At 72.1% G+C, this 19,155-nt stretch carries 20 protein-coding genes; 14 read left to right on the top strand and 6 right to left on the bottom strand.

The features are described from left to right. Positions 1–9 precede the first annotated feature (9 nt). The 4 genes from N5875_RS35570 (at position 10) to N5875_RS35555 (ending at position 2,670) form a co-directional block, all read left to right on the top strand. Positions 10–780: a hypothetical protein gene (locus tag N5875_RS35570; RefSeq protein ID WP_338498411.1), complete on the top strand. Its 771-nt coding sequence runs from the start codon at positions 10–12 to the stop codon at positions 778–780. Then, positions 780–1,763, top strand: a complete 984-nt coding sequence (locus N5875_RS35565) for a serine/threonine-protein kinase (protein ID WP_318211614.1) — start codon at positions 780–782, stop codon at positions 1,761–1,763. Before N5875_RS35570 ends, N5875_RS35565 begins: the two co-directional genes overlap by 1 nt. Positions 1,764–1,907: 144 nt before the next feature. After that, positions 1,908–2,063: a hypothetical protein gene (locus tag N5875_RS35560; RefSeq protein ID WP_318211613.1), complete on the top strand. Its 156-nt coding sequence runs from the start codon at positions 1,908–1,910 to the stop codon at positions 2,061–2,063. Between the two features lie 76 nt (positions 2,064–2,139). Beyond that, positions 2,140–2,670 (top strand): GNAT family protein, encoded by a 531-nt coding sequence (locus tag N5875_RS35555; RefSeq protein ID WP_338498407.1) that lies wholly within the window; start codon positions 2,140–2,142, stop codon positions 2,668–2,670. Between the two features lie 46 nt (positions 2,671–2,716). Here N5875_RS35555 and N5875_RS35550 read toward each other — a convergent pair whose 3' ends face one another. Together N5875_RS35550 and N5875_RS35545 are read right to left on the bottom strand one after the other, a co-directional pair. Continuing rightward, on the bottom strand, positions 2,717–3,160 hold the full coding sequence (locus N5875_RS35550) for a hypothetical protein (protein ID WP_338498405.1): 444 nt from the start codon (positions 3,158–3,160) through the stop codon (positions 2,717–2,719). A gap of 78 nt (positions 3,161–3,238) precedes the next feature. Further along, entirely contained in the window at positions 3,239–4,210 is a 972-nt protein-coding gene (locus N5875_RS35545; protein ID WP_338498403.1) for a WYL domain-containing protein, read from the bottom strand. Between the two features lie 159 nt (positions 4,211–4,369). On the opposite strand from N5875_RS35545, the gene N5875_RS35540 reads away from it, so the two are divergent. Both N5875_RS35540 and N5875_RS35535 read left to right on the top strand, forming a co-directional pair. Next, entirely contained in the window at positions 4,370–4,765 is a 396-nt protein-coding gene (locus N5875_RS35540; protein WP_318211609.1) for a RidA family protein, read from the top strand. A 170-nt stretch (positions 4,766–4,935) separates the two neighbouring features. Then, the gene (locus N5875_RS35535; RefSeq protein WP_338499365.1) at positions 4,936–5,928 is read left to right on the top strand and encodes a hypothetical protein; all 993 of its coding nucleotides are present in this window, start codon (positions 4,936–4,938) and stop codon (positions 5,926–5,928) included. Between the two features lie 97 nt (positions 5,929–6,025). On the opposite strand, the gene N5875_RS35530 is transcribed toward N5875_RS35535, so the two are convergent. After that, positions 6,026–7,360: a streptophobe family protein gene (locus tag N5875_RS35530; protein WP_318211608.1), complete on the bottom strand. Its 1,335-nt coding sequence runs from the start codon at positions 7,358–7,360 to the stop codon at positions 6,026–6,028. 530 nt (positions 7,361–7,890) lie between these two features. Between N5875_RS35530 and N5875_RS35525 the strand changes: the two genes are divergently transcribed. Next, entirely contained in the window at positions 7,891–8,991 is a 1,101-nt protein-coding gene (locus N5875_RS35525) for a DUF6777 domain-containing protein (RefSeq protein ID WP_318211607.1), read from the top strand. A gap of 18 nt (positions 8,992–9,009) precedes the next feature. Here N5875_RS35525 and N5875_RS35520 read toward each other — a convergent pair whose 3' ends face one another. Further along, complete coding sequence (locus N5875_RS35520; protein ID WP_338498401.1) at positions 9,010–9,606, bottom strand: universal stress protein; 597 nt, start codon at positions 9,604–9,606, stop codon at positions 9,010–9,012. 187 nt (positions 9,607–9,793) lie between these two features. On the opposite strand from N5875_RS35520, the gene N5875_RS35515 reads away from it, so the two are divergent. Both N5875_RS35515 and N5875_RS35510 read left to right on the top strand, forming a co-directional pair. Next, positions 9,794–11,263, top strand: coding sequence for a PLP-dependent aminotransferase family protein (locus N5875_RS35515; RefSeq protein ID WP_318211605.1), 1,470 nt, complete (start codon positions 9,794–9,796; stop codon positions 11,261–11,263). 94 nt (positions 11,264–11,357) lie between these two features. Then, entirely contained in the window at positions 11,358–11,861 is a 504-nt protein-coding gene (locus N5875_RS35510) for an FBP domain-containing protein (protein WP_318211604.1), read from the top strand. A 63-nt stretch (positions 11,862–11,924) separates the two neighbouring features. On the opposite strand, the gene N5875_RS35505 is transcribed toward N5875_RS35510, so the two are convergent. After that, complete coding sequence (locus tag N5875_RS35505) at positions 11,925–13,139, bottom strand: acyl-CoA dehydrogenase family protein (protein WP_318211603.1); 1,215 nt, start codon at positions 13,137–13,139, stop codon at positions 11,925–11,927. 136 nt (positions 13,140–13,275) lie between these two features. Between N5875_RS35505 and N5875_RS35500 the strand changes: the two genes are divergently transcribed. Both N5875_RS35500 and N5875_RS35495 read left to right on the top strand, forming a co-directional pair. Then, a complete protein-coding gene (locus tag N5875_RS35500) occupies positions 13,276–14,472 on the top strand; it encodes a CoA transferase (protein WP_318211602.1) in 1,197 nt (398 codons plus the stop codon). A gap of 81 nt (positions 14,473–14,553) precedes the next feature. Then, a complete protein-coding gene (locus N5875_RS35495) occupies positions 14,554–15,225 on the top strand; it encodes a GntR family transcriptional regulator (RefSeq protein WP_318211601.1) in 672 nt (223 codons plus the stop codon). 38 nt (positions 15,226–15,263) lie between these two features. On the opposite strand, the gene N5875_RS35490 is transcribed toward N5875_RS35495, so the two are convergent. Then, the gene (locus N5875_RS35490) at positions 15,264–15,692 is read right to left on the bottom strand and encodes a VOC family protein (RefSeq protein WP_338498398.1); all 429 of its coding nucleotides are present in this window, start codon (positions 15,690–15,692) and stop codon (positions 15,264–15,266) included. A 39-nt stretch (positions 15,693–15,731) separates the two neighbouring features. On the opposite strand from N5875_RS35490, the gene N5875_RS35485 reads away from it, so the two are divergent. The 3 genes from N5875_RS35485 to N5875_RS35475 all read left to right on the top strand — a co-directional run bounded on the left by N5875_RS35485 (position 15,732) and on the right by N5875_RS35475 (position 19,153). After that, positions 15,732–16,310 carry a 3'-5' exonuclease gene (locus N5875_RS35485; RefSeq protein ID WP_318211599.1) on the top strand — a complete coding sequence of 193 codons (579 nt, stop codon included), beginning with the start codon at positions 15,732–15,734 and terminating at the stop codon, positions 16,308–16,310. A 49-nt stretch (positions 16,311–16,359) separates the two neighbouring features. Further along, a complete protein-coding gene (locus tag N5875_RS35480) occupies positions 16,360–16,953 on the top strand; it encodes a TetR/AcrR family transcriptional regulator (protein WP_318211598.1) in 594 nt (197 codons plus the stop codon). 136 nt (positions 16,954–17,089) lie between these two features. After that, entirely contained in the window at positions 17,090–19,153 is a 2,064-nt protein-coding gene (locus N5875_RS35475) for a discoidin domain-containing protein (protein ID WP_338498396.1), read from the top strand. The last annotated feature ends 2 nt before the right edge of the window (positions 19,154–19,155 follow it).

Genomic DNA, 19,155 nt, shown 5'->3' with positions numbered 1-19,155 from the left:
GGTGGACCCGTGAGCGTCCCCGTACCCGAGTACGTGCCGGACTTCCGGCCCACCCATGTCGTACCGCGCGACGGTCTCGACACCTGGGAGCAGCCGGATCCGGGGCTGCCCACGACGCCGCTCGACGCGTTCCTGCCGGTACGACTGGAGGAGCGGGCCGGCGACTGGGGGCGGGTCCTCTGCTCCAACGGCTGGACGGCCTGGGTCGACGCGCGGCTCCTCGTCACCGTCCCGGACGACCCGCCGGCGGCGGGGCAGCCGCTCACCAGGACCGCCGACCCGCGCCCGCTGATCGCCCGCGCCGAGGACGCGCTCGGCCGCTACCGGCGCGCGGCGGAGGCGCTGGGGGCGGGGCGCCTCGACGGCGAGAACTTCAGGCTGCGGACGCGTGGGCTGCGGGTGGGCATGGTCGTCGACGGCGAGTCGGTGTGGCTGTACGACGCGGAGCACGAACGGTGGGTGTACTGCGACGGGCTGGGGCTGAGTACGTACGCGGCGTCGTCGGCGCCCTCGATCGCGTCCCCGGTGTCGCCGGTCTCCCCCGCCGTCGATGCGGCGAATCCCGAGGAAGCCGATGAAGCGAACGAAGCGGATGCAGCAGATACAGCAGATACAGCCCACGGTCGTGGTCGCGGTCAGCCTGCTCAGCCCGCCACCGCGCCCCCCGAGCACGAGCCGACCCAGGTGGTGCTGCGGGGCGAGCCGCCGCCGGCCTCCGGACCGCCGCCGCCCACCCAGATCGTGGAACGGCCGCCGCCCCGTACGGACGGTGAGGGCTGATGGCCGGCGGGCCGCGCGACGAACCGGAGCTGCCGGCGGGCCGTCCTTCCGGACTTCTCGGCAAGGAGATCGCGGGCTACCGGGTGGAGAGCGAGATCGGGCGCGGCGGGATGGCGGTCGTCTACCGGGCGCGGGATCTGCGGCTCGACCGGACGGTGGCGCTGAAGCTGCTCGCGCCCGAGCTGGCCCGTAACGACACCTTCCGCAGGCGCTTCGCGCACGAGTCGCGGGTCGCCGCCTCGATCGACCACCCCCACATCGTGCCGGTCTTCGACGCGGGCGAGACGGAGGGGGTGCTGTACATCGCCATGCGGTACGTGGCGGGGCAGGACCTGGTGGCGCTGCTGGACCGCGAAGGGCCGTTGGCGCCCGGGAAGGCGGGGAGGATCGCCGTACAGGTGGCGTCGGCGCTGGACGCGGCGCACGCCCACGATCTGGTGCACCGGGATGTGAAGCCCGGCAACATCCTGGTCGCCGAGGGTACGGACCGGGACCATCCGGAGCACGTGTACCTCACGGACTTCGGCCTGACGAAGAAGTCTCTGTCGCTGACGGGATTCACCACGGTGGGCGAGTTCGTGGGCACGCTGGACTATGTGGCGCCCGAGCAGATCTCGGGGAAGCCGGTGGACGGCCGGTGCGATGTGTACAGCCTCGCCTGTGTGGTGTTCGAGACGCTGGTGGGAGCGCCGCCGTTCCGCCGTGACACCGACTGGGCGGTGCTGTGGGCGCAGCAGTACGATCCGCCGCCGCCGCTCTCCGAGGTCCGGCCGGGGCTGCCGGAGGGGGCGGACGCGGTGTTCGCGAAGGCGCTGGCGAAGACGCCCGAGGAGCGGTACGGGACGTGTCTGGAGTTCGTGGCCGAGCTGCGGGCGGCGCTGCTGACGGGCGGTGGGGGGCCGGTGGTGACGAGGGGCCGGGAGCCGCTGACTCCGCCGCAGGAGCCGCCCGCGTGGGCGCGGGCGGTCTTCCGCGGGCTGTAGACGGTGCGTCTCCCTGGCGCATGAGTACGCCGCCCGGCGCCCTTGAGTATCCGCCCCCTTCGGCTCCGGAACCCGGGCGTGCGAAAGTGCGTCCCTAGGGGCCGGGGGTCCGGAGATGGCCCGGGCGGGGAGAGGGGGACGAACGTGGACCTGTTCGACGGAGAGCTGGGCGGTCGGGACGGGCACCAGGTGGACGTGGGCGGCGGCTGCTCCTGGTTCTACGTGGTCCTCATCGGGCTGGTGATCCTCGGGATCGTGGCCGTGAACTGGTTCTTCGACTTCGTCGGAAACCTGTTCTGACGACGGCCACCGGCCCCGGAGGGGCCGTCGGGATATTCGGTGGTCGCCGCTCGGTGACGGTGGCCATACTGCCGCGATGGACCCAGTGACGCTTGAGACCGACCGTCTGGTGCTGCGGGCCTTCACGCCTGCCGACGTGGACGCGGTGTACGCGGCCTGCCAGGACGAGGACATCCAGTTCTACACCCCGGTGCCGGTGCCGTACCGGCGTGCGGACGCGGAGAAGCGCATCGGCGAGGAAATGCCCACGGGCTGGGCCACGGACAAGAGCTACACCCTCGGCGCCTTCCGTAGGGACAGTGGCGCCCTGGTCGGCTCGTACTGCCTGTTCATCATCAGTCCGGGCGTCTACGAACTCGGTTACTGGGCGGTCAAGGAACAGCGCGGCCGCGGGTACTCGGTGGAGGCCGCTCGGGCCCTGTGCGACTGGGGCTGGGCCACCCTCGACGTGCACCGCATCGAGTGGTGGGCCATGGCCGGGAACACCGGCTCGCGTGCCGTCGCCGAGAAACTCGGCTTCACCGTCGAAGGGACACTGCGCAATCGCGGCATCGCCAACGACGGCAAGCCGCACGACTGGTGGGTGGGCGGACTGCTGAGGCCCTGATGCCCGGTCCGGTGTTGGGCCGGCCGCGTCGACAACAGAAGCAGCTTCACGCCGCCGAGGGGCGGTCGATCGCGCGGTGTTCGGCGACGGCGAGCAGGGCGAGCGTCACCGCGATCACCGCGCTGCCCGTCATCACGGGCGTGAGGAAGCCGGGGACGGCCGCCGCATAGGAACCCCCGGAGGTCAGGTGGCAGTCGAGGGACGGGGGCAGATAGGACACGCTGTAGCCGCTCACCTGCCCGTACAGGCCGGGGTTCGCGTCCTGGCAGGCCTGGGCGGTGCCGCTCTCGTCGCGGAAGAGCGACACCAGGCCCCAGGCGTAGGCGACCGCGGTGAGGGCTCCGGCGAGCGCGGCGCCGCCGCGTGCCACGGCCCCCCGGCCTATCGCCGGGAAGCCGTGTCCGGCGAGACCGAAGGCGGCCAGGGCGGCGACGAGGATGCCGATGAGCAGGGGCAGGAAGGCGGGGTACGAGGAGGTCACGGTGTCCATCTCACCCGCCGACGAGCCGCCGGCGCAAGGCTGTTGTGATCCTGAGGGCGGCCGACGCGGGAAGCGGTCGTCGCCGCGTCAGGCCGGGTCCCCGTAGCGGGCGGCCAGAGCGGTGGCGCGGTGGTGCAGGGCGCTGCGCAGGGACCGCGGGGCCAGGGCTTCCGCGTCCGTGCCGAGCTGCCACAAGGCCCATTCGGCGTGTCGTGAGTCCTGGTAGGTCAGCTCCAGTCTCAACCAGCCGTCCGCGTCGGGTTCTTCGGCGCGGACGGCCACCGCGGTGTCCAGGAGGTCCTCCCGACGCGCCGGGTTCACCCGGACGAGCACGGTGAGATGGCCGTCGCTGAGGAACCGCGCGGAGCGTTCCCGCCAGATCCGGTCCAGGTCGACCCTGTTGGGCCGCTCGGCCGTCTCGGCCAGTTCCTCGGCGGCCGACACCCGCGACAGCCGGTACGTACGGTCCGCGCCGGCTCGCGTGGCCAGCAAGTAGGCCCGGTCGCGCACCGTGACGAGCCCGATCGGGTCCACCGTGCGCCATTCCGGCGCCTGGCCCGTGGCCGCGTAGTGGATGCGCAGCTTGTGGCCGGCGAGCACCGCGCGTCGGACTTCGAGCATCGCGGCGCCGGGCACCTCGTCGGCGACCCGCCTCCTGGAGAGCAGGTCGGCCTCCGGCTCGACGAGAAACCGCTGGACCGCGTCGCTCGCGGTGGCCCGGTGGCTGTCGGGCAGCGCGTCGAGCACCTTCCGCATGGCCGAGGCCCGCGCCGAGCCGAGGCCGAACGCCTGCTCGCCGCGCCCCGGTCCGGCGGTCAGCAGGGCAAGGGCCTCGTCGTGGTTCAGCCCGGTGAGCTCGGTCCTGAATCCGGGCAACAGGGCGAAGCCCCCGTGCCGCCCGCGCTCGGCGTAGACCGGGACACCGGCCGTGGACAGCGCCTCGATGTCGCACAGCACGGTACGGGTGGACACCCCCAGTTCGCGGGCCAGCGTGTCCGCGGTCAGACGACCGCGCTGACGCAGCAGGAGCACCAGGGAAACCAGCCGGTCGGCGCGCATGCGAGAACGCTAACGGAATACATGACCAAGGGTGTCGTGATTTGTTGGGAGGCTCGTCAACACGACGTCGGAGCCGGTGGAAACCGCGGCGATGGACGTACGTACTCCCATGAATCGATCGACATGACTCGACATGAATCGAATGGAGCTGATGTGGCGATGGAGCGAACAGCGGTCAACCCGGTGACGTGGTCGGCGGAGATGGGGTTCAACCAGGGTGAGCTCGTCTCCGGGCACACGCGGACCCTGTACATCTCGGGTCAGACCGCGATGAGTGAGGACGGCAAGCCCGAGCATGAGGGGGACATGGCCGCGCAGTTGGCGCTGAGCGTCGACAACGTCGAGGCCGTACTCGGCAAGGCCGGCATGACCCTCGCGAACCTCGTGCGGCTCAACGTCTACACGACCGACGTCGACCTGCTGTTCCGGCACTACGGCGAGCTGGCGGGCCGATTGGGCGCCGCCGGGGTGGCACCGACCACCACGATGCTCGGGGTGACGCGGCTGGCGATCCCCGGCCAGATGGTCGAACTCGAGGGCACCGCCGTGGCGTGACGTAGGAAACACGGAGGACAGGGCAACCATTCAGCGCCGTGGTGAGTCTCCTGATCGATCACGCCAGTGATCGCACCTATGAGGAGACCATCATCACCGCCATACGCAAGACCCTCACCGCCACCGCAGTCGTCGGCGCCGTCCTGGCGGGATCGGCCGCCTGCGGCACGGTGGAGCAGCTCTCTGCCGGAAAGAAGCTGGACCAGGCCTTCGAGAAGCTGGGCAAGGAGAAGTCGATCTCCTTCGAGCTGGACCTGGACGTCGACGCGAAGACCCTCAAGCTGATGGACGCCGAGTCGGACCCGGCGCCCGGCGAGGAGATCCCCGACGAGGCCGCCGAGCTGATCAGCAGTGCGAAGATCAGCGTCACGGTCGAGTCGAAGAAGGCGATCGACGAGTCCGAGGAGAAGGACTTCGTCGGTATGGCCATGAAGGTCAGCACCTCCGGCGGCGACCTCCTCGACTACCGGGTCGTCGGCGACTACACGTACGTCCGGTCCGACGTCGAAGCCCTCGGCAAGGCGATGGACACGCCCATGCCGCCCGCCGACCAGTTGCCTCCGGAGGCCAAGGGCTTCAAGAAGGTCCTGGAGGGCGAGTGGGTCAAGTTCAACACCAAGGAGATGGAGAAGGCCGGCCAGGACATGGCCGAGGAGATGGGCAAGGCGCCGGGCGCCGAGCCGTCGCCGGAGGCCTCTCTGGACGCCAAGACCCAGAAGAAGCTCGCGGAGGCCCTCCGCGAGGTCATCGCGCGTGAGGTCGACTTCAAGACCGCCGGCGGCGAGGACGGTACCGAGCACATCACCGCCACGGCCCCCCTCCGCTCGCTGATCACGGAGATGATCGGCGAGCTCCGTCCCCTCACCAAGGACCTGCCGCCCGGCATGGACCTGCCGTCGGACAAGGACCTGAAGGACACCCCCGACACCAAGGTCACGGCCGACTTCACGCTCAAGAACGGTGAGCTGACCGAGGTCTACGTCGACCTCGCCAAGCTGGCCGAGAACGCGAAGGTCAAGAAGTTCGGTCTTGTGCTGAAGATGAGCGGCGGCACCAAGCCGGTGGCCCCGGCCGGTGCCACCGAGCTGAACCTGGAGGAGCTCATGGGCGGCTTCCTCGGCGCCATGATGCCGGACGCGGGCCTCGAAGAGGGCGCTGCGTAAGGACCCGCACCGCGTACAGCGCCCGGTCCCGTGCACGGGGGACGCACGGGACCGGGCTGCTCACCACCGTACGGGCCGCGGGGTCTGCCGCGTCGCTCTACGGTGGGCTCTCGGTCTCCCCCTTGCGGCGGACACGGGTGGCGAGCAGGCCGCCCAGGAAACCGAAGAACAGGCCCCAGAGGAGGGCGAAGCCGACCGTCTTCCAGATGTGGGGGCGGAGGACCACTTCGCCGCCGAGGGAGTCCAGGTCGCCGATGCCCAGGACCGAGAGGCCCAGTCGGGCCTCGACCAGGGTCAGGGGGGCCGCGACCAGCATCGTCAGGGCGAACGCGATTCCCAGGTGCAGGGCGTGCTGCCAGAGCTTGATTCTCGCCGGGGAGCGGACCGCGGCCACGAAGGCCGCCGCGAGGACCAGGACGGCGGCCACGGGGAGCAGCCACCACGCCCGGGCGTCCTGCGCGGCGAGCGAGCTCAGGTCGACCGTCGAGAGGTCCGTACGCTCGCCCGCGGCGCCGCCCTGACGCAGCACGGCGTCGAGGATCTGCGGCATGGGCAGGCCGAACGGGCCGTCGGCCCGGCCCTCCCAGGAGCCTCCGATGCCCACGCCGAGCGCCATCCAGGTGACGTTGGGCAGCCCGAGCAGGAGGACGGCGAGGGTCTCCGCGGCGTGGCCCTTGGTCGCCGCGACCACCACGCCGATGACCAGGCCCACGGCCACGTACGCGAGGAGCAGCAGGAGCATCGCGTACGCCGCCGGCCGGACGGGCTCGTGGTAGCGGACGAACCGCGGTGGCAGCGGGGTTCCGCGGGAGACGAGGAGCGCGACGACGAGCACGCCGAGGATCCACAGCAGTCCGTAGAAGAGGGTGGGCCCGAGGTCGGTGCGGAAGCCGACGGTGGGGTTCACGGCGTCGAGCAGCTCACCGAAGATCTCCATCAGGGAGCCCTGCTCGTCCCCGCCGCCGATGGTGAGGGGGAAGTCGTGCCGGGCGACGGCCGAGACTCCCGCCAGGGCCGCGAGCCAGAGGACGACCGTGCTCACGACGCGGAGCAGGAGCTCGCGGGAGCTGGTCACGGCGTGGTGCCGCAGCGGGCGCAGGAAGCAGTAGCCGGTGACGAGGGCGCCCACCAGGGTGACGGTCAGCGGCATGGCGGTGAGTTCGGCCTGGGTTCCGGCGAGAGCGCCGGCCTCGCCGGAGAGTTCGACCTTGCCGCCCGAGGCCATGACGACGACGGCGGCCAGGACCGCGGTGAAGCCACCGGGCAGATCGCCCGCGCCCGCCGCCCAGAGGCCGAGACCCGCGGTGACGCCCATCGCGACGTACCCGGCGACCACCGCGGCCAGGGTCTGCAGGCCGACGCGGGCGAGGAGCCCGGTGGTGGTCGCGGCGGGCCGCGTGGAGGTGGGGAGCCGACTGCTCACCCTGCCCACGCTAGTACCGGTGGCGGTCGGCCGCTTGTGGACGGAGCCGCACGTGTACGTGCCGGCCGTGCGACGTGACCGGTCGTGAAAGGCACCGCTTCTTGCTGGGCTCTGCCACTCGGGGTTCTCCGCTTGCGGGTCCCCACCGGTCGGCGCACACAATGGGCCCGGAACGGAAGAAAGGGAAAAACGTGACTTCCCACCCGCCGTCCGGCCCTCCGTCGGTTCCTCCCGCAGGTCCCCCCTCGGGCCCCCTCTCGGGCCCGGGCGCACGCCCAGGATCCGCCGGTCACCCGCCACCACCCCCCGGACCGCCCCACAGCGGCGCGGGCGGTGGCTCGGGCGGCGGCGGTTCCTCCGGTGGCGCCGGCAGCGGCGGTTCAGGCAGACCCGGCGGTCCAGGGGGTCCCGGCAGCTCCGGCGGAGCCGGTGGTTCCGGTGACGGCACTCCCGGCGCCCCCGGCGGCCCGGCAAGCGGCGGTCCCGGCAAGGGCCCCTGGTGGCGTTCCGTCCCGAAGGTCGCCTCCATCACGGCCGCCGTGGTCGCGGCCGCCGCCCTGGCCGTGGTGCTCACCAACAGCCCCGACGACAAGAACGACACGGCGGGTTCCGGCGGCGAGGTGTTCCTCCAGAACGCGGCCGCGTCCGGGCCCGACCCGTTCACCAGGTCGACGGCCCGTACCAGCACGCCATCCGCCCCACCGGCCTCGCTGCCTCCCCGTACCGCCTCGGCCACGCCCGAGGTGTCGGGCTCGGCCCCCGGCCTCTACGGCGGGACGCGGTCGGTGGCCAGCTGCGATGTGGAACAGCAGGTCCGCTACCTCTCCGCCGAGCCCGCGAAGAACGTCGCTTTCGCCGCCACCCTGGGCATCTCGGCGAACCAGGTGCCCGGCTACCTCCGTTCCCTGACCCCGCTCCAGCTCCGGGCCGACACCCGGGTGACGAACCACGGGTACCGGAACGGCGCCGCCACCACGTACCAGTCGGTGCTCCAGGCCGGAACGGCGGTCCTGGTCGACAACCGTGGGGTACCCCGGGTGCGCTGCGCCTGCGGCAACCCGCTGACCCCTCCGGTGGCACAGAAGTCGCCCCGGACGGCGGGCACACCGTGGCAGGGCTACAACGCCGGCCAGGTGGTCGTGGTGGCGCCCTCGGTGACGGTCGTGAACGTCTTCGTGGTGTACGACACGAAGGACGACAAGTGGTTCGCACGGCAGCACGGGGACCACCACGGCAAGCACGACAAGCCGACCCCGCCGCCTCCCCCGCCGCCCACCAAGTCGCCGTCGACCTCGGCCTCGACCTCGGTGTCTCCGTCGACCTCGACGTCGACCCCGACGTCCCCGTCCCTCTCCCCGTCGACGCCGGTTCCGTGCGTGACGGTGACGGGCGACGAGACCCCGGCGCCCATCGATGGCGTGACCCCGTCGCCGTGCCCCTCGACCCTCTCCCCGGTGGTACCGACGTCCTCGCCGCCGACGTCCTCACCGCCGACAACGCCCCCGTCCACCGACACCACACCGCCCTCGGACGACACCACGCCGCCGGACGACACCTCGCCGTCGACGGACGCGTCGGGTCCCGAGTCCGCGCCGGTCACGGAGAGTTCGGCGGAGGCCGGCCGTCAGCCCTTGACCTGAGCGCCGCGGCCCGCCCTCTCACGGTCGGCCCGGCCGAGAACCGGCCTCGTCCGCCCCTGCCCCCGCCCCGGTCGATCTCCTTCGATCGGGTGCGGGGGTGCGGGCGTTCCGCCGCAGGACGCGGGCCTCGCCCGGGAGCAGCGCGGGACCCGGCACGGTCAGCACCGGGCAGCCCGCACCCGTCAGGACGGCCCGCAGGACCCGGCGGCGGCGCAGCCGTCCGAAGGCCGACCGGCCGCTGCCTGAGGCCGAGCCGACGACAAGCAGGTCGCCCGGCCGGTCGGCCACCCGGCACAGGGCCGCCGCCGGGGTACCCCTGACGACCCGCCCCTCGAAGGCGACGCCGGCGGGTACGGCCCCGAGTCCGTCGGCGACGGCGTCCTCCAGGCGCCGCCGGGCGTCCTCGGCCCACATCCGGGCCCAGGACCGGTCGGGCATCCGGGCGTACAGCGCCTCGCCCTCCGGCGGCTCCCAGACCAGCACCGCGAGCAGCGGTACGCCGTCCCGCCGGGCGAGGGCGGACGCGTACCGCAGGGCGGCGAGCGAGGCCAGCGACCCGGTCACGCCGACGACGACCCGGCCGGTCACACCCGCCTCCGGAGGTTCCGCAGCCACACCACGAACCGCAGGGGGCGGGCCGCCCGCTCCTCGGCACGCTGCTGCCACATCCGCTCGTCACGGTCGGTGAAGTGTCCGGACATCGGTCGTCCCCTTTCCCTTGTGGAAGGTGGCCACCAGGCCACTGAAAAGGAGTCTGTAACCTTATTGGCCCGGACAGCAGAGCCAATGAGGAGTGATTGGCATGGCAGTGGCACACGTGGTCCATACAGCGGACCGGACCCTCACGGGCCGTCAGCTGGCATCGCTCCTCACCCCGCCCCCCGAGGGCCGGTTCGGCTACCGGGAACTCGCGCGGGCCGTGCGGGAGGCCCTTCTGGACGGGCGGGTGGCCCTGCGGCTGCGGCTGCCGGCCGAGCGGGAACTCGCCGCGGTGCTCGCCGTGAGCCGGACGACGGTCACGGGGGCGTACGACCTGCTCCGGGAGAGCGGGTACGCGCACAGCCGACGGGGCGCGGGCACCTGGACCGCACTCCCGGAGGGCCAGGCCCCGACCGCGCTCGGGGCCTTCCACGACGACGCCGGAGCGACCATCGACCTCGCGCTGGCAGCCCCGGAGGCCCCGGCGGAGGAACTCTCCGCCGCGCTCGCGGTGGCCGCGGCCGAGCTCCCCCGCTACGCCGGCGCGCAGGGCTACCACCCGTACGGCCTGCCCGCGCTGCGCGCCGCCGTCGCCGCGCGGTACACGGCGCGGGGCCTGCCGACGCTCCCGGAGCAGATCCTCGTCACCACGGGTGCGCAGCAGGCCCTTTCGCTGGTGCTCTCGCTGCTCGGCCGGGCCGGCGACCGGGTGCTCGCCGAGAACCCCTCGTACACCAACGCCCTCGACGCGATGCGAGGACGCATGCTCCGCATCACCCCCGTGCCGGTCACCGAGACGGGCTGGGACACCGGGCTCGTCGATGCCGCGCTGCGGCAGACCGCTCCGCGCCTCGCGTACCTGATCCCCGACTTCCACAACCCGACCGGGCATCTGATGCCGCAGGAGCAGCGGCGGGACCTGGCGCGGGCGGCGCGGGCGACCGGGACCTGGCTGGTGGTGGACGAGACGCTGACGGACATCGCGCTCGACGTGCCCGCGCCGCCGCCGTTCGCGGCGGCGGCCGCCGGGGGTGACAGCGAGCAGATCGTCTCCGTCGGCTCGCTGAGCAAGAGCTGCTGGGGCGGCCTCCGGGTCGGCTGGGTACGGGCCGCGTCCCGGGTCGTGACCGAGCTGGCCCGGGTACGGATCACCGCAGACCTGGCCGGTTCCGTACTGGACCAGCTGGTGGCCGTGGCCCTCATGGACCGGCTCGACGTGATCCTGCCGAAGCGCCGGGCGGAGCTGCGGCTGCGCAGGGACGCGCTGACCTCCGCCCTGGCCCGCCATGTGCCCGAGTGGCGGTGGACGGTGCCGCCCGGCGGGATGTGCCTGTGGATCGACCTGGGCCGCCCGGGCGCCTCGGCCCTCGCGGCCCGCGGGCTGCGGCACGGGGTGCGGGTGGAGGGCGGCGCCCGGTTCGGTGTGGACCCCGGCACGCACGAGCACCGGCTGCGCCTTCCGTACACCCTGCCCGAGGACGTGTACGAACCGGCGGCGGAGCGGCTCGCGGCGGCCCTGGACGGAGCGCCGGGGCGCTTCACCGACCCCGCGCTGCCGGACTGGGTGGCCTGACGGGCCCCTTGCCGCGGGCCCCTGGCCCGGGGGCTCCTGGCCGCGGGGCTTTATTCGGATGCCCGCCGACCGGGATCCATGTACGGTCCACCGAGTGGAACCACTGACCGACAAACAGATCCGCTCGTCCTTCGTGAACTGCACCAAGGGCGAGGCGGCCCGCCTCAAGCTGCCGCTCGACTTCGCCGAACTCCCCTGGGAGGACCTGGACTTCCTCGGCTGGGTCGACCCCGGTGCGCCGCTCCGCGCCCACCTGGTCGTCCCCCGCGCGGAGGGGCCGGTCGGCGTGAGCCTGCGGGTTCCGGCCGCCGGGCGGACCAGCGCCATGAAGTCGAGCATGTGCCAGGTGTGTCTGACCGGGCACGCCTCCTCGGGCGTCACGCTGCTCGTGGCGCCGCTCGCCGGGCCCCGCGGCCGCGAGGGGAACACCGTCGGGATCTACCTCTGCGCCGACCTCGCCTGCTCCCTGTACGTGCGGGGCAGGCGGCAGCCGAAGCTGCGCGGCCGGCGCCAGGAGGAGTCCCTCACGGTCGACGAGCAGGTCGCCCGCCTCACGGGCAACCTGGACGCCTTCGTCGCCCGTGTGACGTCGGGCTGAGCCCCGCGCCGGACTGAGCCGACGTCAGGCCGAGCCCGCGTCAGGACGGCCTTCCGGCGCGGCTCAGCGGAAGGCCTGCTCGCCGGTGAGCGCCTTGCCGATGACCAGGGAGTGGACCTCGCTCGTGCCCTCGTAGGTGAGCACCGACTCCAGGTTGTTGGCGTGGCGCAGCACCGGGTACTCCAGGGTGATGCCGTTGGCGCCCAGGATCGTGCGGCACTCGCGGGCGATGGCGATGGCCTCGCGGACGTTGTTCAGCTTGCCCACGCTGACCTGCTCGGGAGTGAGCGCGCCCGCGTCCTTGAGCCGCCCCAGGTGGAGGGCGAGCAGCATGCCCTTGCCGAGTTCGACGGACATGTCGGCGAGCTTCTGCTGCGTCAGCTGGTACGAGGCGAGGGAGCGGGCGAAGACGACCCGGTCACGGGCGTACGAGATCGCCGTCTCCAGGCAGTCGCGGGCGGCGCCGAGCGCGCCGAAGACGATGCCGAAACGGGCCTCGTTGAGGCAGCCGAGCGGGCCGGAGAGCCCCCGGGCCTCCGGCAGCATGGCGTCGGCCGGGAGGCGGACGTCCTCCATGACCAGTTCGCTGGTGACGCTCGCGCGCAGCGACAGTTTCATCTTGATCTCCGGGGCGCTGAATCCGGGAGTGCCGGCCGGGACGAGGAAGCCGCGTACGCCGTCCTCGGTACGGGCCCAGACGACGGCGACATCGGCCACCGAGCCGTTGGTGATCCACATCTTGGTGCCGTTGAGGATCCAGTCGGAACCGTCGCGCTTGGCGTTGGTCCGCATCGCGCCCGGGTCGGAGCCGGCGTCGGGCTCGGTGAGGCCGAAGCAGCCGATGTACTCCCCCGCCGCCATCTTCGGCAGCCACTGCTGCTTCTGCTCCTCGGAGCCGTACTTCCAGATCGCGTACATGGCGAGCGAGCCCTGTACGGAGACGAGCGAGCGCAGTCCGGAGTCGACGGCCTCCAGCTCCAGACAGGCGAGGCCGTACGCGACGGCGTTGGTGCCCGCGCAGCCGTAGCCCTCCAGGTGCATGCCGAGCACCCCGATGCCGCCGAGGGTGCGGGCGAGCTCGCGGGCGGGAATCTCGCCCTTCTCGAACCAGCCGGCGACGTGCGGGCGCAGCTCACGGTCGGCGACGGCGCGCACGGTACGGCGGATCTCGCGCTCCTCGTCGGTCAGCAGTCCGTCGACGGCGAGCAGGTCGAAGGGGTGGACGGGAGCGGAGCTGGACTGCGGCGACGACTGCGACTGCGACTGCGACGACTTCACGGACGGCCTCCTGGCGGCTGTGGCAACTCGGCGAGGCGAAGCCTAGCCCCAGATCGGATATTGGATCCAGTATTGAAAATCCGATATCCCGGCCGTACCGTCCGATGGGATCCGATCGCCGGCGAGGGAGAGCGGGATGCGCGCAGACCAGCAGGGCACACCGGGGCCGACAGCGGTCGGCGCCCTGTCCGGGATCGTCGTCGCCGACTTCGGCCGGGTCCTGGCGGGGCCGTACATGACGATGCTCCTCGCCGACCTCGGCGCGGACGTGATCAAGATCGAGCGGCCGGGCTCCGGCGACGACACGCGCGCGTGGGGGCCGCCGTTCGCCGACGGCGAGGCCACCTACTTCCTCGGGGTGAACCGCAACAAGCGCTCGGTCGCGCTCGACCTCACCGACCCCGATGACCTGGCGACGGCGCGCGCGATCGTGGACCGCGCGGACGTCCTGGTGGAGAACTTCCGCCCCGGCACGATGGAGAAGCTGGGCCTCGGGTACGAACACGTGCGGGCGACCAACCCCGGTCTCGTCTACTGCTCGGTGACCGGCTTCGGCACCGACGCGGGTGCCCGGCTGCCCGGCTACGACCTGCTCGTGCAGGCCATGGGCGGCCTCATGAGCGTGACGGGTGAACCGGACGGGCAGGGGACGAAGGCGGGGGTCGCCCTGGTCGACGTCATCACCGGGCTGCACGCGGGCATGGGCGTCCTCGCCGCCCTCCGCCACCGCGAGCGCACCGGCGAGGGCCAGCGGGTCGAGGTCTCGCTGCTCTCCTCCCTCCTGTCGGCGCTCACCAACCAGGCGGCCGCCCACCTCGGGGCCGGGGTCGTGCCGCGCGCGATGGGCAACCGGCATCCGAGCATCGCTCCGTACGAGGTCTTCGAGGCGCGGGACCGGCCTCTGGTCCTGGCCGTGGGCAACGACCGGCAGTTCCGGGTCCTGTGCGAGCGGCTCGGTCTGTCCGGGCTCGCCGACGATCCGCGCTTCGCGACGAACACGGCCCGGGTCTCGCACCGGGACGAGCTGGTGACGGCCCTCGCCGGGCCGCTGGGGACCCGTACCGCCGACGGCTGGTTCGAGGAGCTCACCGCGGCCGGGGTGCCGTGCGGGCCGATCAACGACCTGGCCGCCGCGTTCGACCTCGCGGACCGTCTGGGGCTCGCCCCGCGGGTCCCGGAGGCCGCGGCCGGTCCCGGTCAGGTCGCCCATCCGGTCCGGCTCGGCGCCACGCCTCCCACGTACCGCGCCTCTCCCCCGCGGCTCGGCGAGCACACGGAGGACGTACGGGCCTCCCTGGGCCGGACGGAGGAGAGCGCCGCGGGGAATCCGTGACCACGCGCGCGTAGGAAGATGGTCGGCACCGGTGGAGAGATCATCCGGTGGGCAGCACGAGGGATCGGAAGGTCACAGGCGATGAGCAGCGCGGTGCAGAAACGGCGGCCGCAGACCGCCCAGCAGTTCGTTCTCGAGGAACTGCGGCGCGCCATCACCAGCGGGGAGCTGAGGCCCGGCGGGCAGATCCGTCAGGACGCCCTCGCGGCCCGGTTCGAGGTGAGCCGGGTGCCGCTGCGCGAGGCCCTGAAGGCCCTGGAGGCCGAGGGTCTGGTCGTCCATCACATCCACCGGGGCTACTTCGTGGCGGAGTTGTCGCTCGCCGACCTGGAGGAGATCTACCGGATCCGTGAGCTGCTGGAGACGGAGGCCGTGCGGCTGGCCGTGCGGCGGATGCCGGACGGCATCGTGGCCACCCTCGAACGCATCCAGCGCGAGGTGGAGCGGGCGGCCGACGAGGGCGACGTGCCGGCGATGGCAGCGGCGAACCGGCGCTTCCACTTCACGCTCGTCGAGGCGTCGGGGATGCCGCGCCTGGTCCGCCTGATCGCGACGCTGTGGGACTCCACGGACGCGTACCGCTCGCTCTACTACACCGAGGATCCGCACCGGAAGCAGGCCGTCCGCGAGCATCGCGCCGTCATCTCCGCGCTCCGGCACGGCGACGAGGACGCCACCGTCCGCTGGCTGGACGAGCACCGGGCGCACGCGGTGGCGGCCTTGCGCGAGGTCCTGGACCTGGAGCGGGACTGACGCTGTTCGGCGGCGGCGCTCGCCGACGGGGCGGGCGCTCAGTCGAGACAGAACTCGTTGCCCTCGATGTCCCGCATCACGATGCACGCGTCGTGCCCGTCGTACAGCAGGCGCTCGCGTACCGCGCCGAGGGCGAGCAGCCGTGTACACTCGGCCTCCAGCGCGGCCAGGCGCTCCTCGCCCACGAGCCCGGTGGCGACCCGTACGTCGAGATGCACCCGGTTCTTGACGACCTTGCCCTCGGGAACGCGCTGGAAGTACAGCCGCGGACCCACGCCCGAGGGGTCGACGCACGCGAACCGGGCCCCCCACTCCTCGGCCGGCCGCGAGCGGTCGTACTCCTCCCCGGTGTCGGATCCCTTGGGCGGCGGCGGTACGACGTACCCCAGCACCTCGCACCAGAAACGGGCGACGCGCTCGGGTTGCGCGCAGTCGAAGGTGACGTGGAATTCCTTGGTCGAGGACATCGGCGCACCCTAGCAGGGGGACCGATTAGGCTTCTGGCCATGTATCACGGGGGATTGATCAACGTCGTCGACGTCGAGGCGACCTGCTGGGAGGGCGAGCGTCCGCCCGGCGCCGTCAGCGAGATCATCGAGATCGGTCTGACGGTGGTCGACGCACGCGCGGGTGAACGGGTCTCCCGGCACCGGATCCTGGTGCGGCCGGCCCGATCGAAGGTCAGCGCGTTCTGCACCGAACTGACCGGGCTCACCCAGGCGGAGGTCGACACCGGTCTGGACTTCGCCGCCGCCTGCCGGCTGTTGGCGACCACGTACGAGGCGGGTGTGCGGCCCTGGGCGAGCTGGGGCGACTACGACCGCAAGCAGTTCACCCACCAGTGCCGGGTCAGCGGCATCCCGTATCCCTTCGGGCGCCACCACACCAACGCCAAAGCCGTGTTCACCGAGGCGTACGGCCTTGGCAGGCGCCCCGGTATGGCGCGCGCCCTGGAGGTCGCGGGGCTGCCCCTGGAGGGGCGTCATCACCGGGGCGAGGACGACGCCTGGAACATCGCGGCGTTGGTCCTGCGGCTCACGGAGCGGGGCGCGTGGCCGCCGGCCGGCGCGGTGGACGTTCCGTAGGCGGCTGCGGGGCCTGCGGTTACCCTGGCGCCGGACGCGAGGAGGAACCATGGGGCGGATGCCGTCGGCCGAACGACGCAGACAGCTGGTCGACGCGGCGATCAGGGCGATGACCAGGGACGGGGTCGCCCGGACCACCACCCGGTCGATCTGCGCCGAGGCGGGTGTCTCGCTGAGCGTCTTCCACTACTGCTTCGAGTCCAAGCAGGCCCTCCTCGAAGCCGCGATCGAGACGATCAACAGCGACTACGTGGCGCGCGTGATGTCGACGGTCGAGCCCGGTGCCACCCTGCGCGAGACCGTACGGGGCGCGCTCCAGTCGTACTGGGACCATGTCACGGCCCGTCCCGGTGAGCACATGCTGACGTACGACCTCACCCAGTACGCCCTGCGGGAGCCGGGGTTCGAGCATGTGGCGCGCGCGCAGTACGAGCAGTACGTGGTGTCCGCGGGCGCGCTCGTCGAGCAGGTTCGCGCGGTGCGGGACATGGAGACGCGGGTGCCGGTGGAGACGATCGCCCGGTACCTGGCGGCGGCGATCGACGGTCTCACGCTCCAGTTCCTGGTCGTCGGGGACGAGAGGACCGCGGCGACCCTGCTCGATCTGACGGCCGATCAACTGGTGTTTCTCATCGAGGGATGACGGGCCCGTCCGTTGCCCAGGGGGAAGCCTCATGACCATCAACAGGTCATCTGTCCCGGACTATTGACTCACTCAGCCGACACCGCGATCCTCGGGGCGCCCGGTACTCCCCCACCGTCCGGAGGCATCGCTGACCATGACTCGACCCATCGCGCGCGGGACCGGCGGCAGATCCGCCCTCCTTGCGCTGTTCCTCGCCCTGGCCGCCGTCCTCTTCGGCTCCGGCCCCGTTCCCGCTGCCGCCACCGGCGGTTCGTGGTGGGAGCCCACCTCCCGCCCCGCGGCCGACTCGCAGATCAATGTCACGGGCACGCCGTTCACGGGAACGGACGCGCAGGGGAAGGTGCGCGGCTTCGTCGACGCGCACAACCACCTGATGTCCAACGAGGGGTTCGGCGGCCGGCTCATCTGCGGCCAGACGTTCTCCACGGCCGGTGCCGCGGAGGCGCTCAAGGACTGTCCCGAGCACTATCCCGATGGTTCGGGCGCACTGTTCGAGAACATCACCGGTGGGGCCGACGGCCATCACGACCCGGTCGGCTGGCCCACGTTCAAGGACTGGCCCGCCCACAACTCCCTGACGCACCAGCAGAACTACTACGCGTGGGTGGAGCGCGCCTGGCGCGGCGGGCAGCGCGTGCTCGTCAACGACCTGGTGACGAACGGCCTCATCTGCTCGATCCTGCCCCGGGACCGGAGCTGCGACGAGATGACGTCGATCCGCCTCCAGGCCCGGAAGACGTACGAACTCCAGGACTACGTGGACGGGATGTACGGCGGGCCCGGCAAGGGCTGGTTCCGGATCGTCACCTCCGCGGCGCAGGCGCGCTCGGTGATCGAGCAGGGCAAGCTGGCGGTCGTCCTGGGCGTCGAGACCTCGGAGCCGTTCGGCTGCAAGCAGATCCTCGATGTCGCGCAGTGCAGCAAGGAGGACATCGACCGCGGTCTCGACGAGCTGTACGGGCTCGGGGTGCGCAGCATGTTCCTGTGCCACAAGTTCGACAACGCGCTGTGCGGTGTCCGCTTCGACTCGGGCGCCATCGGTACGGCGGTCAACATCGGCCAGTTCCTGTCGACGGGCACCTTCTGGGCGACGGAGAAGTGCGTGGGCCCGCAGCACGACAACCCGATCGGGCTCGCGGCCGCCCCGGTGATGGCGGCCAAGCTGCCGCCGGGTGTCAGCACCCCCTCGTACGCCTCCGACGCGAAGTGCAACACGCGTGGTCTGACCAGGCTCGGTGAACACGCCCTGCGGGGCATGATCGACCGCGGCATGATGCTGGAGCTGGACCACATGAGCGTCAAGGCCGCCGGGCGGGCATTGGACATCCTGGAGTCCGAGGAGTACCCGGGCGTCCTCTCCAGCCACAGCTGGATGGACCTGGACTGGACGGAGCGCATGTACAAGCTGGGCGGTTTCGTCGCCCAGTACATGCACGGCGCGGAGGGCTTCGTCGGCGAGGCGGCGCAGAAGGCCGCGCTGCGCGCCAAGTACAAGGTCGGTCTCGGGTACGGCACCGACATGAACGGTGTCGGCGGCTGGCCGGCCCCGGTGGGCAGCGGGGCGCCGAACGCGGTGAAGTACCCCTTCCGCAGCTTCGACGGCGGCTCGGTGATCGACCGTCAGGTGACGGGAGAGCGCACCTGGGACCTCAACACCGACGGCGCCTCGCACAACGGCCTGGTGCCGGACTGGGTCGAGCAGATCCGGCTCAGCGGCGGCCAGGGCGTCGTCGACGAGCTGGCGGCCGGCGCGGAGTCGTACCTGACCACGTGGAAGGCGACCGAGGACCACGAGCCGGGGGTCGATCTCGCGAAGGGCGCGCCGGGTTCGGCGAGTTCCTCGGAGTGGAACCCCTTCACCAGCTACGCGCCGGGCCGCGCGCTGGACGGCGACACCGGCTCACGCTGGGCCAGCGACTGGTCGGACGACCAGTGGATGGGCGTGGACCTCGGGGCCGTCCGCAGGGTGGGCCGGGTCACCCTGGACTGGGAGCGGGCGTACGCGCGTCAGTACCGGATCGACGTGTCGGAGAACGGTACGGACTGGCGGACGGTGTGGTCCACGGACGCCGGTGACGGCGGGTACGACACGGCGGAGTTCGCGTCGACGTCGGCCCGTTACGTACGGATCCACGGCGAGCGGCGGGCGACCCAGTGGGGCTATTCGCTCTACGAGGTCGCGGTGCACAGAGCCTGAGC

Source organism: Streptomyces sp. SJL17-4 (assembly GCF_036826855.1).
In the GTDB taxonomy this organism is placed as follows: Bacteria; Actinomycetota; Actinomycetes; order Streptomycetales; family Streptomycetaceae; genus Streptomyces.
The sequence above is the reverse complement of the archived record's forward strand: the minus strand, read 5'-3'. Positions and strand labels throughout refer to the sequence as shown.

Excerpts from the sequence above, each read along its gene's own strand:
- N5875_RS35565 (WP_318211614.1), top strand. The coding sequence starts at position 780 with ATGGCCGGCGGGCCGCGCGACGAACCGGAGCTGCCGGCGGGCCGTCCT.
- N5875_RS35555 (WP_338498407.1), top strand. The coding sequence starts at position 2,140 with ATGGACCCAGTGACGCTTGAGACCGACCGTCTGGTGCTGCGGGCCTTC.
- N5875_RS35550 (WP_338498405.1), bottom strand. The coding sequence starts at position 3,160 with ATGGACACCGTGACCTCCTCGTACCCCGCCTTCCTGCCCCTGCTCATC.
- N5875_RS35545 (WP_338498403.1), bottom strand. The coding sequence starts at position 4,210 with ATGCGCGCCGACCGGCTGGTTTCCCTGGTGCTCCTGCTGCGTCAGCGC.
- N5875_RS35540 (WP_318211609.1), top strand. The coding sequence starts at position 4,370 with ATGGAGCGAACAGCGGTCAACCCGGTGACGTGGTCGGCGGAGATGGGG.
- N5875_RS35515 (WP_318211605.1), top strand. The coding sequence starts at position 9,794 with ATGGCAGTGGCACACGTGGTCCATACAGCGGACCGGACCCTCACGGGC.
- N5875_RS35500 (WP_318211602.1), top strand. The coding sequence starts at position 13,276 with ATGCGCGCAGACCAGCAGGGCACACCGGGGCCGACAGCGGTCGGCGCC.
- N5875_RS35495 (WP_318211601.1), top strand. The coding sequence starts at position 14,554 with ATGAGCAGCGCGGTGCAGAAACGGCGGCCGCAGACCGCCCAGCAGTTC.
- N5875_RS35490 (WP_338498398.1), bottom strand. The coding sequence starts at position 15,692 with ATGTCCTCGACCAAGGAATTCCACGTCACCTTCGACTGCGCGCAACCC.
- N5875_RS35485 (WP_318211599.1), top strand. The coding sequence starts at position 15,732 with ATGTATCACGGGGGATTGATCAACGTCGTCGACGTCGAGGCGACCTGC.
- N5875_RS35480 (WP_318211598.1), top strand. The coding sequence starts at position 16,360 with ATGGGGCGGATGCCGTCGGCCGAACGACGCAGACAGCTGGTCGACGCG.
- N5875_RS35475 (WP_338498396.1), top strand. The coding sequence starts at position 17,090 with ATGACTCGACCCATCGCGCGCGGGACCGGCGGCAGATCCGCCCTCCTT.